Origin of the sequence: Pseudomonas sp. NPDC087697 (assembly GCF_044743155.1) — a bacterium.
Classification (GTDB): domain Bacteria; phylum Pseudomonadota; class Gammaproteobacteria; order Pseudomonadales; family Pseudomonadaceae; genus Aquipseudomonas.
This window is the reverse complement of the sequence record NZ_JBIUVW010000022.1, coordinates 71,654-86,441: the sequence shown is the minus strand read 5'-3', so window position 1 is coordinate 86,441 and position 14,788 is coordinate 71,654. Positions and strand designations below refer to the sequence as shown.

Sequence of the window (14,788 nt, the reverse complement as noted above, 5' to 3'; positions counted from 1 at the left end):
CAGGTCCCTCCCTCGATGATCAGTCGAGAACTATCGCTCCTGACGGAGCGATAGTCGAGATACAAGGAGCTGCCGCAGGCTGCGATCTTTTGATCCGGTTTTTTAAAAGTCAAAAGATCGCAGCCTGCGGCAGCTCCTACACGGGCGATGTTGGCCGCTAGATGGGTTAAAGGTTTTGCAGCGTTTCGAGCAACACCTTCACCTTGGTGATGGATTCCTGATACTCGGCCTGCCAGTCCGAATCGGCGACGATCCCGCCACCGCCCCAGCAGCAGACCTGACCATCCTTGACCAATAAGCTGCGGATGGCGATCGAGCTGTCCATTTCCCCGCGTACATCCAGGTACAGCAACGAGCCGCAGTACAAACCACGACGGGTCGGCTCCAGCTCGTCGATGATCTGCATGGCGCGGATTTTCGGCGCGCCAGTGATCGAGCCGCCGGGGAAGCTGCCGGCGATCAGGTCCAGGGCGTCTTTGTTGTCAGCCAATTCGCCGGTGACGCTGCTCACCAGGTGATGCACGTTCGGATAGCTTTCCAGGCTGAACAACTCTGGCACGCGCACCGAGCCAATGCGGCAGGTGCGGCCCAGATCGTTGCGCAACAGATCGACGATCATCAGGTTTTCCGCGCGATCCTTGGGGCTGGCCAACAGTTCGGCGGCGTTGGCTGCGTCTTCGACGGCGTTCTGCCCACGCGGGCGGGTGCCTTTGATCGGGCGGGTTTCCACATGACCGTCGCTGACTTTGACGAAACGCTCCGGTGACAAGCTCAGCACTGCGCCGCCGTCGGGCAAGCTCTGGAAGCCGGAGAACGGTGTTGGGCAGGCTTCCCGCAGCGCGCAATACGCGGTCCACGGATCGCCCTGGCATTGAGCGCGAAAACGTTGTGCGAAGTTGACCTGATAGCAGTCGCCAGCCTGGATGTACTGCTGAATACGCCCGAACGCCCGCTGATAGTCGCTGGCGCTGAGGTCGGGGCTCATGGCGCCGCTCAGGGTGAACGGTGCCGCAGCCGCAGTCGTGGGCTGGCTGAACAGTTCGATCAGACGCTGGCGCTCGGTTTCGATCAGGTTTGGATGGAACACCAACTGGCTGCTGCCGATCAGGTGATCGCTGATCAGCGCCCAGTCGTACAGACCGAAGCGTGCGTCGGGCAGTTGCAGGTCATCGTGAGCCCAGGAGGGCAGGGCCTCCAGGTGACGGCCAAAATCGTAACTGAGGTAGCCGATCAAGCCGCCCGCGAACGGTAACTCGTAGGGGGCAGGGATCGCTGCGTCGCCGAGCTGGGCCAGCGTGTCGCGCAGACGTTGCAGGAAAGCGCTGCCACTTTCGTCAGGTGAAACCGCCAGTGTTGCGAGCGGCCAGGCGCTGAGCACGTCATAACGTCCGCGCTCGGCACTCGGCCGGCCGCTGTCGAGCAGCACACTGCCCGGGGCATGATGAATCGCCGCGAAATACTCGGCGGGGTTGGCGCGATAGGGAAGCGGGTATACGGAGCAGGTCAACATGAGCGGGGCAGATCAGCCATCGAGGCGGGGTGGCGATTGTAGTCCTCTGCGGGAGTTGCTCCTAGAGGGGATGTCGGGGATTGGCAGGTTGGAGGCAGGGCTGAAGGTTTTGGTGACTGTCAGGCCGCCATCGCGAGCAAGCTCGCTCCCACATTAGATCTTTGGTGCGACACAAATCCAATATGGGAGCGAGCCTGCTCGCGATGGGCTCGCCTCGGTCTCGAATCAACCCTCAATCGGAGGAATGTGCCCAAACATGTGCTGAACAAACTCCACCCGTTCTTGCGGCGTTTCGGTAATCCCTCTGGCCTTCAGCTCTTCCAGTCGAGCCTCGACGGCATGAGTACGCGAGGTCAACCCACAGTCATTGGCAATCTGAATATTCAGCCCTGGCCGCGCGTTGAGCTCGAGAATCAGCGGGCCTTTTTCCTGGTCCAGCACCATGTCTACACCGATGTAACCCAGTCCACACAGCTCATAACAACTGGCGGCGAGTTTCATGAAACCATCCCAGTAGGGCAGTTGCACGTCATCCACCGGGTTGGCGGTGTCCGGGTGCCTGGCGATGAATTTGTTCAGCCAGGTGCCGCGCAGTGTCAGGCCGGTGGCCAGGTCGACGCCGACGCCGATGGCGCCCTGGTGCAGGTTGGCCTTGCCGTTGGATTGCCGGGTGGGCAAACGCAGCATGGCCATCACCGGGTAGCCCATCAGCACGATGATGCGGATGTCCGGCACGCCTTCATAACTGATGCTTTTGAAGATCTGGTCGGGAATCACCCGGTACTCGATCAGCGCACGGTCGCGGTGACCGCCCAGGGAATACAGTCCGGTCAGAATGCTGGAAATCTGATGTTCGATTTCCTCATGGCTGATGATCTTTCCGGAAACCGTGCGGTACTGGCCTTCGAAGCGGTCGGCGATCACCAGAATGCCGTCACCGCCGGCACCCTGCGCCGGTTTGATCACGAAGTCGGTGTGGTTGCCGATGATCTCGCCGAGTTTTTCGATTTCCTTCTCGGTGGAGATCACACCGTACATCTCCGGCACGTGAATGCCGGCCTTGATCGCGCGTTCCTTGGTGATGATCTTGTCATCGACAATCGGGTACAGGCTGCGCTTGTTGTACTTGAGTACGTAGTCCGCGTTGCGCCGATTGATGCCCATGATGCCCCGGGCTTCCAGGGCCTTCCAGGCCTTCCAGAGACCGAACATTACGACTCAGCCTTGACGAAGGCCTTGAAGCGTATGAGCTCGGTCAGGCGGTAGCCGCGATAGCGCCCCATGGCCAGCATGAAGCCCACCAGGATCAACAGGATTGCCGGGAAGGTGAACACAAAATAAATCAGTTCCGGAATACTCATGATCAGGTGTCCCAGAGAGGCGGCGAACAGCGTACCCATCGCGACTTTCAACGCATGTCCTGCACCGCGTTCTTCCCAGGTGATCGACAGGCGTTCGATGGTCATGGTCAGAATCACCATCGGGAACAACGCCACCGACAGCCCGCGCTCCAGGCCAAGCTTGTGGCTGAACAGGCTGATGGCGGCAATCAGCACCACGACAAAGGTCAGCACCACCGACAGCCTCGGCAGCATTTGCAGCTTCAGGTGCTCAAGGTAGGAGCGCAGCGACAGCCCCAGCGCCGTGATTACTGTAAACAGCGCGATACCGAAGCCCAACCCGGTCTCGCGGAAGGCCAGAGCAACCAGCACCGGGGTAAAGGTGCCGAGGGTCTGCAAGCCGATCAGGTTGCGCAGGATCAGGATCACCAGCACACCGATCGGGATCATCACCATGATCATGAAGGTTTGCTGGGTTTGCAGCGGCAAGCCGTACAGCGAGTAATCAAGGAAGCTGGCGTTGGTGTTTTCGTCGGTCAGCTTGGCCAGGCGAATGGCGTTCATTTCGCTGTTGTTCAGGCTGAAGGTGACGTTGGCTTTCTTGCCGCCCTCGACGGTGATCAGGTTGTCATCGCCGGTCCACCACAGCAGGCGATCGGTGGGTAGGCCTTGCTCGCCGGTTTCCGGGTTGAAGTACAACCAGTCAGTGCCATTGAAACTACGCAGCCAGAGCTCCGGTATTTGCGGCTGATCGGCCACCAGGCGGATGGTGTGGACCTTTTCCATCGGCACGTGGGCAATGGACAGCAACAGCTCGACGATTTTCGCTTTGTGCGCCGGTGACGGATCACCGGCCAGCAGCAGTTTTGCGTTGTCGTCATTGGAGTTGTTGACGCGTTTGATCGCTTCGCCGATGAAGGTCTCGACGTCTGCCGAGTGCTGGCGAATCGGCGCGAGCAGGGCATCGGCGGCGATTTTCTCCGGGCCTTCGACGGCGATGCTGTCGCGGAAGGTCGGGCCTTTGACTTTGGATTTTTCACCGGTGTAGCGCTTGGTCAGCACCAGGCGGTAGTAAAGCGTCTGGTTGCCCTTGGCTCGACGTGCCGACCAGGTGACTTTGCGGTTGCCATCGACACGGTTCACCGCAACACCGTAGTTATTGGAGATAAAGCTTTCGTTGAGGCTGACGTAATCACGGCTCAAGGGTGGCACGAACATCTGGATCTTGACCGGATCCTTGGCACTGGCGACGAACTCGACCTTGGCGTCGATGTTCCACAAGTCGTCGGTGGCGTCTTCGGTTACCGGAATGCCCAGCACGAAAATCTGATAGGCCGTAACTGAAATGCCCAGCGCCATCAATATGGCGATCAGGATTTTCAGGTGGAGGGTAAGAGAGCGCATGGGCATTACTCTGCGGTATGAGCGTCGGTGGCGCAGGCGGGTTTGCCAGCAGCGTATTTAAGACTGGGGTCGACCAGCGCATCAAAGCGTTTCAAGGCTTCGGAACCGATCAAAAGCGGGTACTGGAATGCACTTCGGTCGGTCAGGTTCACTTCTATGCTGCGTAGCGCCGTGCCCATGCAGATATCCAGCTCGATCACCGGGCGTGCGGTGTACTTCTTGCCTTCATCGGGATCGATGTCGCCAGCGCGGCGTTTGATTTTGCTGACCCGTGCCAATGGACGCTCGATCGGGTGCGAGTGGGCGGTATCGATAGCCAGATAGAAGCGCACCCAGGATTCGCCATTGCGTTTGAAGCGTTTGATGTCGCGGGCACTGAGGGAGGCGGTTTTGGCCCCGGTGTCGAGTTTGGCCGCGACTTCCAGGTCGATCCCTGCCAGCTGCGCGTACTCGTTGAGACCGTACACAGTCTTTTCGCCCGCAATAGCGAGACCTGGCAGGCAGAGTAGGCAGAACAGGGTGAAGGGCTTGAGTCTCATAGATCCTGGCGCGGTGCCGTCCGTTCTTCAGTTCAAGGCGACTGGCATTGCTGCACAAGCTCCTTCTCATGCCTGCCATAAAAAGATGACAGACAAATGCGGGCGGCATTCTAGCACGGTGGTTTTATGGCGCCAGCCGCGAGGTTGTCCTTTACTTAGGTTTTACCAAAGGCGTTTATTAGACGATTGTCGACAATAGACATATTTCCTTTGACTGATTGCGCGCTATTAGCTAGTTTTTGCCGCATTGGCTTATAAGGTGTCGACAATATGCTGGATCAACTCGATCCCCCGGTGATAGCGTCAGACGATTCGGAAACCCTTTCCGAAAACGTCTTCCGGCGCATTCAGGCGGCCATCGTCAAGGGCGAAATCGCCCCGGGCAGCAAGATCTCCGAGCCTGAGCTGGCGCGCACCTACGGCATCAGCCGCGGGCCATTGCGTGAGGCGATCCACCGTCTGGAAGGTCAGCGCCTGTTGGTTCGCGTCCCGCATGTGGGGGCCAGGGTCGTATCACTGAGTCACGCCGAACTGCTTGAGCTCTACGAAATTCGCGAGTCCCTGGAAGGCATGGCCTGTCGCCTGGCCGCCGAGCGCATGACCACCGAAGAAATCGACGAACTGCGCCGCGTGCTGGAAACCCACGAGCGTGATGCGGCGTTTCAGGCCGGTGTCGGCTATTACCAGCAGGAAGGCGATTTCGACTTCCATTACCGGATCATTCAGGGCAGTGGCAACCGCACGCTGACGCAAATGCTCTGCGGCGAGCTGTATCAACTGGTGCGCATGTACCGCATCCAGTTTTCCGCCACGCCCAATCGGCCGCGCCAGGCGTTCGCCGAGCACCACCGGATTCTCGATGCCATCGCCGACCGAGACGGTGAACTGGCCGAGTTGTTGATGCGCCGTCACATCGGCGCTTCAAAACGCAATATCGCCCGTCACTATCAGGACGGCGCCCATCAGACAGCCACTCCACGAGGTGAGTCATGAGTTCCAACAAGAGCACACCAGGCCAGCGTTTCCGCGATGCGGTTGCCAGCGAGCATCCTTTGCAAGTGGTCGGCACGATCAACGCCAACCATGCGCTGCTGGCCAAGCGCGCCGGTTTCAAGGCTATTTATCTGTCCGGTGGCGGGGTCGCTGCCGGTTCTCTCGGTGTGCCGGACTTAGGGATTACCGGTCTCGATGACGTCCTGACCGACGTACGCCGGATCACCGACGTCTGCGACCTGCCGCTGTTGGTGGACGTGGACACCGGTTTCGGTTCCTCGGCGTTCAACGTCGCGCGCACCGTGAAGTCGATGATCAAGTTCGGCGCGGCGGCGATTCACATCGAAGACCAGGTCGGTGCCAAGCGCTGCGGTCACCGTCCGAACAAAGAGATCGTTTCCCAGCAGGAAATGGTCGACCGGATCAAAGCCGCTGTCGATGCGCGCACCGATGACAGCTTCGTGATCATGGCCCGCACCGACGCCCTGGCGGTGGAAGGTCTGGAGTCGGCACTGGATCGCGCCGCGGCGTGCATCGAAGCCGGCGCCGACATGGTGTTCCCGGAAGCCATCACCGAGCTTGAGATGTACAAGCTGTTCGCCAGCCGCGTCAAAGCGCCGATCCTGGCCAACATCACCGAATTCGGCTCGACGCCGCTGTACACCACCGAGCAACTGAAAGCTGCCGATGTGTCGCTGGTGCTGTATCCATTGTCGGCCTTCCGCGCCATGAACAAGGCAGCGGAAAACGTCTACACCGCGATCCGCCGCGACGGCACGCAACAGAATGTCATCGACACCATGCAAACCCGCATGGAGCTTTACGATCGCATCGATTACCACACCTTCGAGCAGAAGCTCGATGCGTTGTTTGCTGCGAAAAAATAAAGATGGACGCATTCCCGTAGCAGCTGCCGAGCCTGCGAGGCTGCGTTCGGCCGCGAAGCGGTCGTAAAAACCGACGACGCGGTTTATCTGGAAAATAGCGTCGCCTGATTGGCGAGTCCTTCGGCCTCGAACGCAGCCTCGCAGACTCGGCAGCTGCTACGAAAGCAAGATGACCCGTTAGAACTTGCCGATTCCCTAACAAATTCAAGATTGGAGACAGCAATGGCCGAAGCAAAAGTATTGAGTGGCGCCGGGCTGCGTGGCCAGGTGGCCGGGCAAACCGCACTGTCCACCGTGGGCCAAGAGGGCGCAGGCCTGACCTATCGCGGCTATGACGTGCGCGAACTGGCTGCCGAAGCGCATTTCGAAGAAGTGGCCTACATGCTGCTGTACGGCGAACTGCCGAACAAGGCGCAACTGGCCGCTTACATCAGCAAATTGAGCAAGCTGCGTGACCTGCCGCAAGCGCTGAAGGAAGTGCTTGAACGCATCCCGGCGGACGCCCACCCGATGGACGTGATGCGCACCGGTTGCTCGTTCCTCGGCAATCTTGAACCGGAGCAGAACTTCTCCGAGCAACACGACAAAACCGACCGCCTGCTGGCCGCGTTCCCGGCGATCATGTGCTACTGGTATCGCTTCAGCCACGACGGCAAGCGCATCAACTGCGTGACTGATGAAGAGTCCATCGGCGGGCACTTTCTGCACCTGCTGCACGACAAGAAACCGAGCGAGTTGCACGTCAAGGTGATGAACGTTTCGCTGATCCTTTATGCGGAGCACGAGTTCAACGCATCGACCTTCACTGCCCGGGTCTGCGCTTCGACCTTGTCCGACCTGTTCTCCTGCGTCACCGCGGCCATCGGTTCCCTGCGTGGCCCGCTGCATGGCGGCGCCAACGAAGCGGCGATGGAAATGATCGAACGCTTCGCGTCGCCGGAAGAGGCGATCAAAGGCACCCTCGGAATGCTCGAACGCAAAGACAAGATCATGGGCTTCGGTCACGCGATCTATAAAGACAACGATCCGCGTAATGAAGTGATCAAGGGCTGGTCGAAAAAGCTCGCTGACGAAGTCGGCGACAAGGTGTTGTTCGCGGTTTCCGAAGCCATCGACAAGACCATGTGGGAACAGAAGAAACTGTTCCCCAACGCCGATTTCTACCATGCCTCGGCGTACCACTTCATGGGCATTCCGACCAAGCTGTTCACGCCGATTTTCGTGTGCTCGCGACTGACTGGCTGGGCGGCGCATGTGTTCGAACAGCGTGCCAACAATCGCATCATCCGCCCGAGCGCCGAGTACGTCGGCGTCGAACAGCGCAAGTTCGTGCCAATCGAACAACGCTGAATGGTGGAGGCCTGAGTGCCGGTTACTGAATGAAACGAAGAACCCTGTAGGAGCCGAGCTTGCTCGCGATAGCGGTGTAACTGTTGACATCAATGTTGAATGTCAGTCCGTCATCGCGAGCAAGCTCAGCTCCTACAAAGGTCAGGTTTCAGTTCCGGCGTCAGGCCCCACCTTTTGTAACTACCGCGACCGAGTCCTGACGATGAACACAGAATTCCGCAAACCGCTGCCCGGCAGCCATCTGGATTACTTCGACGTCCGTGCGGCAGTCGAGGCTATCCAGCCTGGCGCCTACGACACACTGCCGTACACCTCCCGCGTACTGGCGGAAAACCTGGTGCGCCGCTGTGACCCGGCCACGCTCACCGAATCCCTGAAGCAGTTTATCGAGCGCAAGCGCGACCTCGACTTCCCGTGGTTCCCGGCCCGAGTGGTGTGCCACGACATTCTTGGCCAGACCGCGCTGGTGGACCTCGCCGGCCTGCGTGACGCTATCGCCCTGCAAGGCGGCGATCCTGCGCAGGTGAACCCGGTGGTACCGACGCAATTGATCGTCGACCACTCCTTGGCCGTCGAACGCGGCGGCTTCGATCCGGAGGCATTCGAAAAGAACCGCGCCATCGAAGACCGTCGCAACGAAGACCGTTTCCACTTCATCAACTGGACCAAAAAGGCCTTCAAGAACGTCGACGTGATCCCTCCGGGCAACGGGATCATGCACCAGATCAACCTGGAGAAAATGTCTCCGGTGATCCAGGTGCGTGACGGCGTGGCCTTCCCGGATACCTGCGTCGGCACCGACAGTCACACCCCGCACGTCGATGCATTGGGCGTGATCGCCATCGGTGTCGGCGGTCTGGAAGCTGAAAGCGTGATGCTCGGCCGTGCGTCCTGGATGCGCCTGCCAGAAAGCGTTGGCGTCGAACTGACTGGCAAGCTGCAACCGGGCATCACTGCCACCGACATGGTGCTGGCGCTGACCGAGTTTCTGCGTCAGCAAAAAGTGGTCGGCGCATGGCTGGAGTTCTTCGGTGAAGGGGCATCAAAGCTGACCCTCGGTGACCGCGCGACCATTTCCAACATGGCTCCGGAATACGGCGCCACCGCGGCGATGTTCTATATCGACCAGCAGACCATTGACTACCTGAAGCTCACCGGCCGCGAAGACGAGCAGGTGCAGTTGGTGGAGAACTACGCTCGGCAGACCGGTCTCTGGGCCGACAGCCTGAAGGGCGCGCAGTACGAGCGTGGGTTGAGCTTCGATCTGTCTTCGGTAGTGCGCAACATGGCTGGGCCGAGCAATCCCCACGCCCGTGTTGCCACTTCTGACCTCGCGGCCCAAGGCATCTCTGGCCAGTGGGACGACGTGCCCGGTCAGATGCCGGACGGCGCGGTGATCATCGCCGCCATCACCAGTTGCACCAACACCAGCAACCCGCGCAACGTCATCGCCGCCGGTCTGCTGGCACGCAATGCCAACAAGCTCGGGTTGACCCGCAAGCCGTGGGTCAAGTCGTCCCTGGCTCCAGGTTCCAAGACTGTAGCGCTGTACCTGGATGAAGCCGGCCTGACCACCGAACTGGAGCAACTGGGTTTCGGTGTGGTGGCATTCGCTTGCACCACCTGCAATGGCATGTCCGGCGCACTGGACCCAGTGATCCAGCAAGAAATCATCGACCGCGATCTATACGCCACGGCTGTGTTGTCGGGTAACCGCAACTTCGACGGACGTATTCACCCGTACGCCAAGCAGGCGTTCCTCGCGTCGCCGCCGCTGGTGGTGGCTTACGCCATTGCCGGGACCATCCGTTTCGACATCGAAAAAGATGTGTTGGGCCTGACCGCCGATGGCAAGGAAATCCGCCTCAAAGACATCTGGCCGAGCGACGAAGAAATCGACGCAGTGGTCAAGGCGTCGGTCAAGCCGGAGCAGTTCCGTCAGGTCTACATTCCGATGTTCGCCATCCACGAAGACACTGGCCCGAAAGTCGAGCCGCTGTACGACTGGCGCGAGATGAGCACCTACATCCGCCGTCCGCCGTACTGGGAAGGCGCACTGGCCGGGGCGCGTCCGCTCAAGGGCATGCGCCCGCTGGCGGTGCTGCCGGACAACATCACCACCGATCACCTGTCGCCGTCCAACGCCATCATGCTCGACAGCGCGGCGGGTGAGTATCTGGCGAAAATGGGCCTGCCGGAAGAGGACTTCAACTCTTACGCGACGCATCGCGGCGACCACTTGACCGCGCAACGCGCGACCTTCGCCAACCCGAAACTGTTCAACGAAATGGTCAAGGAAAACGGCAAGGTCAAGCAGGGTTCGCTGGCGCGGGTCGAGCCGGAAGGCCAGGTCATGCGCATGTGGGAAGCCATCGAAACCTACATGGAGCGCAAGCAGCCGCTGATCATCATCGCAGGTCAAGACTACGGTCAGGGTTCGTCCCGCGACTGGGCAGCCAAGGGCGTGCGTCTGGCCGGTGTCGAAGCCATTGCTGCCGAAGGTTTCGAGCGCATCCACCGTACCAACCTGGTAGGCATGGGCGTGTTGCCGCTGGAGTTCAAACCGGGCACCGACCGCAAGACCCTGGGGATCGACGGCACTGAAACCTTCGACGTGATCGGCGAGCGCACTCCGCGCGCCACTCTGACGTTGGTCATCACTCGCCACAACGGTGAACAGGTGTTGGTGCCAGTCACTTGCCGTCTCGACACGGCTGAAGAAGTCTCGATCTACGAAGCCGGCGGCGTGTTGCAGCGTTTCGCCCAGGACTTCCTTGAATCGGCTGTTGCCGTTTAACGCGACTTGCCGGGGCAGGGCTTCGAGTCCTGCTCCGGCACAGAAGGAACACTATGGCTCACGTACCTCAAATCAAGATCCCTGCCACCTACATGCGTGGCGGCACCAGCAAAGGCGTGTTCTTCAGCCTGCAGGATTTGCCTGAATCGGCACAGGTTCCGGGCCCGTCCCGCGATGCGCTGTTGTTGCGGGTAATCGGCAGCCCTGACCCGTATGAAAAGCAAATCGACGGCATGGGCGCAGCGACTTCCAGCACCAGCAAAACGGTGATCGTGTCCAAGAGCATCAAGGACGATCACGATGTCGATTACCTGTTTGGTCAGGTCTCCATCGACAAGCCTTTTGTCGACTGGAGCGGCAACTGCGGCAACCTCTCGGCGGCGGTCGGTTCGTTCGCCATCAGCAGCGGCCTGGTAGACGCCAGTCGCATCTCGCACAACGGCGTGGCGGTGGTGCGCATCTGGCAGGCCAACATCGGCAAGACCATCATCGCCCACGTGCCGATCACCGACGGCGCGGTGCAGGAAACCGGTGATTTCGAACTCGACGGCGTGACCTTTCCGGCCGCTGAAGTGCAGCTCGAATTCATGAACCCTGCGGCCGAGGAAGAGGGTGCAGGTGGCTCGATGTTCCCCACCGGCAACCTGGTCGATGACCTGGAAGTGCCAGGTGTTGGCACCCTCAAGGTGACCATGATCAACGCCGGTATCCCGACGATTTTCGTTAACGCCGAAGCCATCGGCTACACCGGCACCGAGTTGCAGGGCGACATCAATGGCGACCCGAAAGCGCTGGCGATGTTCGAGACCATTCGCGCGCACGGCGCGCTGCGCATGGGGTTGATTTCGAACCTCGACGACGCGGCCAAACGTCAACACACCCCTAAGGTGGCGTTCGTCGCACGGCCTGCCAGTTACGTTTCTTCAAGCGGCAAACCGGTAGCAGCCAGCGACATCGACCTGCTGGTCCGGGCGCTGTCCATGGGCAAGCTGCACCACGCGATGATGGGCACCGCGGCTGTGGCCATCGGCACTGCGGCGGCGATTGACGGCACGCTGGTCAACCTCGCCGCAGGTGGCAATCCACGCAGCGCCGTGCGCTTTGGACATCCGTCGGGCACCTTGCGCGTCGGCGCTGAAGCCCATCAGGTCGACGGCGAATGGACCGTGACCAAAGCCATCATGAGCCGCAGTGCGCGGGTGTTGATGGAAGGCTGGGTGCGTGTGCCGGGTGACTCTTTTTGATCCCGATACAAAGCTAATGTGGGAGCGGGCTTGCTCGCGAAAGCGGTGGGCCAGTCAACATCAATGTTGGATGTCAGTCAGCCTTCGCGAGCAAGCCCGCTCCCACATTTAATCCCGTTCCTACAATAAGAAAGCAGTAACCGACTGAGATTGATCCAGAACCGAGGTCCCATCAACGAACCACTGCCAGAGTGAATCGAACATGAGCGCCAACGTCGACCTGAATAACCGCCCCGACTACGACAAGGTCCTGCAGGACATTGCCGATTACGTCCTCAATTTCAAGATCGAGTCCAAAGAGGCGTTGGACACGGCCCGCAATTGCTTGATGGACACCTTGGGCTGCGGCCTGCTGGCCCTGCGTTTTCCCGAATGCACCAAGCACCTGGGCCCCATCGTTGAAGGCACAATCGTACCCTTTGGCGCCCGGGTTCCCGGCACCCATTTTCGCCTCGATCCGGTCAAGGCTGCGTGGGACATTGGCTGCATCGTCCGTTGGCTCGACTACAACGACACCTGGCTGGCCGCCGAGTGGGGCCATCCGTCCGATAACCTAGGCGGGATCCTTGCGGTTGCCGATCACCTGTCGCAGAAACGTGTGGCCAATGGCGACGCACCGCTGACCGTGCGAGCGGTGCTGGACGCGATGATCATGGCTCACGAGATTCAGGGCGTGATTGCCCTGGAAAACTCCTTCAACCGGGTCGGCCTGGATCATGTGTTGCTGGTCAAAGTCGCCTCGACGGCGGTCACCGCAAAATTGATGGGGGCCAATCGCGAGCAGCTGTTGGCGGCGTTGTCCCACGCGTTTGTCGATGGTCAGGCATTGCGCACCTACCGTCACGCGCCAAACGCCGGTTCGCGCAAGTCCTGGGCGGCGGGCGATGCATCCAGTCGTGGAGTGCGGCTGGCAGACATCGCCATGCGTGGCGAAATGGGCATTCCGGGCGTGTTGACCGCAGCGCAATGGGGCTTCTACGACGTGCTGTTCAGCCATACCAACAAGGACCTGGCGCTCAAGCCCAAAGACAAATGCGAGTTCAGCCTCTCGCAGAAGTACGGCACCTACGTAATGGAAAACGTGCTGTTCAAGATCAGCTTCCCGGCCGAGTTCCACGCGCAAACGGCCTGCGAAGCGGCGGTGACCCTGCACCCGCAGGTGAGGAATCGCCTGAATGAAATCGACAAGATCGTCATCACCACCCACGAGTCGGCGATTCGCATCATTTCCAAGATCGGCCAACTGGCCAACGCCGCGGACCGCGACCACTGCATCCAGTACATGACGGCGGTACCGCTGGCCTTCGGCAATCTGGTGGCTGAACAGTACGAAGACGAGTTCCACGCGGCGCACCCGATCATCGATGTGCTGCGCGAGAAGATGGTCATCGTCGAAGACCCGCGCTACACCCGCGAGTATCTGGAGGCCGACAAGCGCTCTATCGCCAATGCCCTGCAAGTGTTCTTCAAGGACGGTTCGAGCACTGAGCAGGTGGTGGTCGAATACCCGATTGGCCATCGCCGTCGTCGTGCCGAAGGTATCCCGTTGCTGGAAGACAAATTCAAGGCCAACCTGGCCACCCGATTCACTGCGCAACGCTCGGCGCAAATCTTTACCCTGTGCAAGGATCAGGCTCAGCTTGAAGCCACGCCAGTTAACCGCTTCATGGACCTCTTCGTGATCTGAAGTCGGACCCCGCGTAGGAGCTGCCGAAGGCTGCGATCTTTTGATCTTGATCTTCAGCGCACTTGAAGAGGCTAAAAGATCGCAGCCTTCGGCAGCTCCTACGGGGAAACGCGTTCAGCCCTTGAGCCATTTTTCCACCGGAAGTTTGGTGATGGCGAAACCCGCCAATAAGACCGTCGAATAGATGATCAGCTCCGGAGAAATCGCCAAACCTTCATACCAGGAACCGATGATCACTGCGAACACCGGGAAGATGATAAAGACGAAGGACAGAATGATCGGGCTCAGGCGTTTGAGCAGCATGAAATACACGATAAAGCCACCGACGGAAGCGACCAGTCCGAGATAGAGCAGGGCGCTCCAGGAGCGCAGGCTGATGGTCGCGAATGTTGGCGTTTCGACCACCAGACCTGCGCTTGCCAGCATCAGGCCGGCGATGCCGATGGGCAGGGTGTTGTAGGTGATGACGCTGATGGCGCTGCCTTGTTTCTTGGTCACCACGTAACACAGTGCATGCAGGATCGCGGCGGCGAGAATCGCCAGCACCCCGAATAATTCCGCGTGATCCAGATGCAGCCCTTGGCTACGGATAATCATGAACAGGCTGCCAAAGCCGATAGCGATACCGAGCACCTGAGAGGCGTAGATTTTTTCCCGCAGAAACACCGCAGAAAAAATCAGGATGAACACCGGCATACAGCTGAACAGCAGAGCGGTCAGGCCGGACGAAACGTGCATCTCGCCGTAGTTCAGCAGGTAGTAGGGCAGGCTGAAGTATGACAGCGTGACGAAAACGAAAAACCAGCGGCTTTCCTTGGGAAACAACAGCGGCTCCCGACGTAGCTTCGCGAACGTCAGGAACAGTGGAAAGGCAATCAGAAAGCGCAGGCCCGCAGCAGTCAGGGGCGGCACGCTTTCGACCGCAATCTTGATTCCCAGCCAGGTGGTGCCCCAACTCAGGCAAACGATGAAAAACAGAGCACTGGTGATCAGGCCCGCCAGCCAGGGTTTGTGGTTTTTTTGAGTGGCATCGATGG

General features: G+C 59.7%; 11 protein-coding genes. 6 read left to right on the top strand and 5 right to left on the bottom strand.

Features of this window, described 5'->3' with window-relative positions; all coding sequences use genetic code 11:
• Positions 1-166: 166 nt before the first annotated feature.
• The 4 genes from pabB to ACIPIN_RS16695 form a co-directional block, all read right to left on the bottom strand.
• Complete coding sequence (gene pabB / locus ACIPIN_RS16710) at positions 167-1,510, bottom strand: aminodeoxychorismate synthase component I (protein ID WP_401120288.1); 1,344 nt, start codon at positions 1,508-1,510, stop codon at positions 167-169.
• Positions 1,511-1,735: 225 nt separating this feature from the next.
• Positions 1,736-2,722, bottom strand: coding sequence for an alpha-L-glutamate ligase-like protein (locus tag ACIPIN_RS16705; RefSeq protein ID WP_401120287.1), 987 nt, complete (start codon positions 2,720-2,722; stop codon positions 1,736-1,738).
• Positions 2,722-4,254 carry an inactive transglutaminase family protein gene (locus ACIPIN_RS16700; protein ID WP_401120285.1) on the bottom strand — a complete coding sequence of 511 codons (1,533 nt, stop codon included), beginning with the start codon at positions 4,252-4,254 and terminating at the stop codon, positions 2,722-2,724. The genes ACIPIN_RS16705 and ACIPIN_RS16700 overlap by 1 nt, the downstream gene beginning before the upstream one ends.
• 5 nt (positions 4,255-4,259) lie before the next feature.
• A complete protein-coding gene (locus tag ACIPIN_RS16695) occupies positions 4,260-4,793 on the bottom strand; it encodes an ATP-dependent zinc protease (RefSeq protein ID WP_401120283.1) in 534 nt (177 codons plus the stop codon).
• 273 nt (positions 4,794-5,066) lie between these two features.
• On the opposite strand from ACIPIN_RS16695, the gene ACIPIN_RS16690 reads away from it, so the two are divergent.
• The 6 genes from ACIPIN_RS16690 (at position 5,067) to prpD (ending at position 13,751) form a co-directional block, all read left to right on the top strand.
• On the top strand, positions 5,067-5,786 hold the full coding sequence (locus tag ACIPIN_RS16690) for a GntR family transcriptional regulator (RefSeq protein ID WP_401120291.1): 720 nt from the start codon (positions 5,067-5,069) through the stop codon (positions 5,784-5,786).
• Entirely contained in the window at positions 5,783-6,673 is an 891-nt protein-coding gene (gene prpB, locus ACIPIN_RS16685; protein WP_401120281.1) for a methylisocitrate lyase, read from the top strand. Before ACIPIN_RS16690 ends, prpB begins: the two co-directional genes overlap by 4 nt.
• Before the next feature lie 222 nt (positions 6,674-6,895).
• Positions 6,896-8,023: a 2-methylcitrate synthase gene (gene prpC / locus ACIPIN_RS16680; RefSeq protein WP_401120279.1), complete on the top strand. Its 1,128-nt coding sequence runs from the start codon at positions 6,896-6,898 to the stop codon at positions 8,021-8,023.
• Between the two features lie 202 nt (positions 8,024-8,225).
• Entirely contained in the window at positions 8,226-10,820 is a 2,595-nt protein-coding gene (acnD, locus tag ACIPIN_RS16675) for a Fe/S-dependent 2-methylisocitrate dehydratase AcnD (RefSeq protein WP_401120278.1), read from the top strand.
• A gap of 53 nt (positions 10,821-10,873) precedes the next feature.
• Positions 10,874-12,064, top strand: a complete 1,191-nt coding sequence (gene prpF / locus ACIPIN_RS16670; protein WP_401120276.1) for a 2-methylaconitate cis-trans isomerase PrpF — start codon at positions 10,874-10,876, stop codon at positions 12,062-12,064.
• Between the two features lie 202 nt (positions 12,065-12,266).
• Entirely contained in the window at positions 12,267-13,751 is a 1,485-nt protein-coding gene (gene prpD / locus ACIPIN_RS16665) for a 2-methylcitrate dehydratase (RefSeq protein ID WP_401120275.1), read from the top strand.
• 114 nt (positions 13,752-13,865) lie between these two features.
• On the opposite strand, the gene ACIPIN_RS16660 is transcribed toward prpD, so the two are convergent.
• Entirely contained in the window at positions 13,866-14,753 is an 888-nt protein-coding gene (locus tag ACIPIN_RS16660; protein ID WP_401120289.1) for a DMT family transporter, read from the bottom strand.
• Between the last annotated feature and the right edge of the window lie 35 nt (positions 14,754-14,788).

Coding starts and splice junctions, on each gene's coding strand:
- pabB (WP_401120288.1), bottom strand. CDS start 1,510: ATGTTGACCTGCTCCGTATACCCGCTTCCCTATCGCGCCAACCCCGCC.
- ACIPIN_RS16705 (WP_401120287.1), bottom strand. CDS start 2,722: ATGTTCGGTCTCTGGAAGGCCTGGAAGGCCCTGGAAGCCCGGGGCATC.
- ACIPIN_RS16700 (WP_401120285.1), bottom strand. CDS start 4,254: ATGCGCTCTCTTACCCTCCACCTGAAAATCCTGATCGCCATATTGATG.
- ACIPIN_RS16695 (WP_401120283.1), bottom strand. CDS start 4,793: ATGAGACTCAAGCCCTTCACCCTGTTCTGCCTACTCTGCCTGCCAGGT.
- prpB (WP_401120281.1), top strand. CDS start 5,783: ATGAGTTCCAACAAGAGCACACCAGGCCAGCGTTTCCGCGATGCGGTT.
- prpC (WP_401120279.1), top strand. CDS start 6,896: ATGGCCGAAGCAAAAGTATTGAGTGGCGCCGGGCTGCGTGGCCAGGTG.
- acnD (WP_401120278.1), top strand. CDS start 8,226: ATGAACACAGAATTCCGCAAACCGCTGCCCGGCAGCCATCTGGATTAC.
- prpF (WP_401120276.1), top strand. CDS start 10,874: ATGGCTCACGTACCTCAAATCAAGATCCCTGCCACCTACATGCGTGGC.
- prpD (WP_401120275.1), top strand. CDS start 12,267: ATGAGCGCCAACGTCGACCTGAATAACCGCCCCGACTACGACAAGGTC.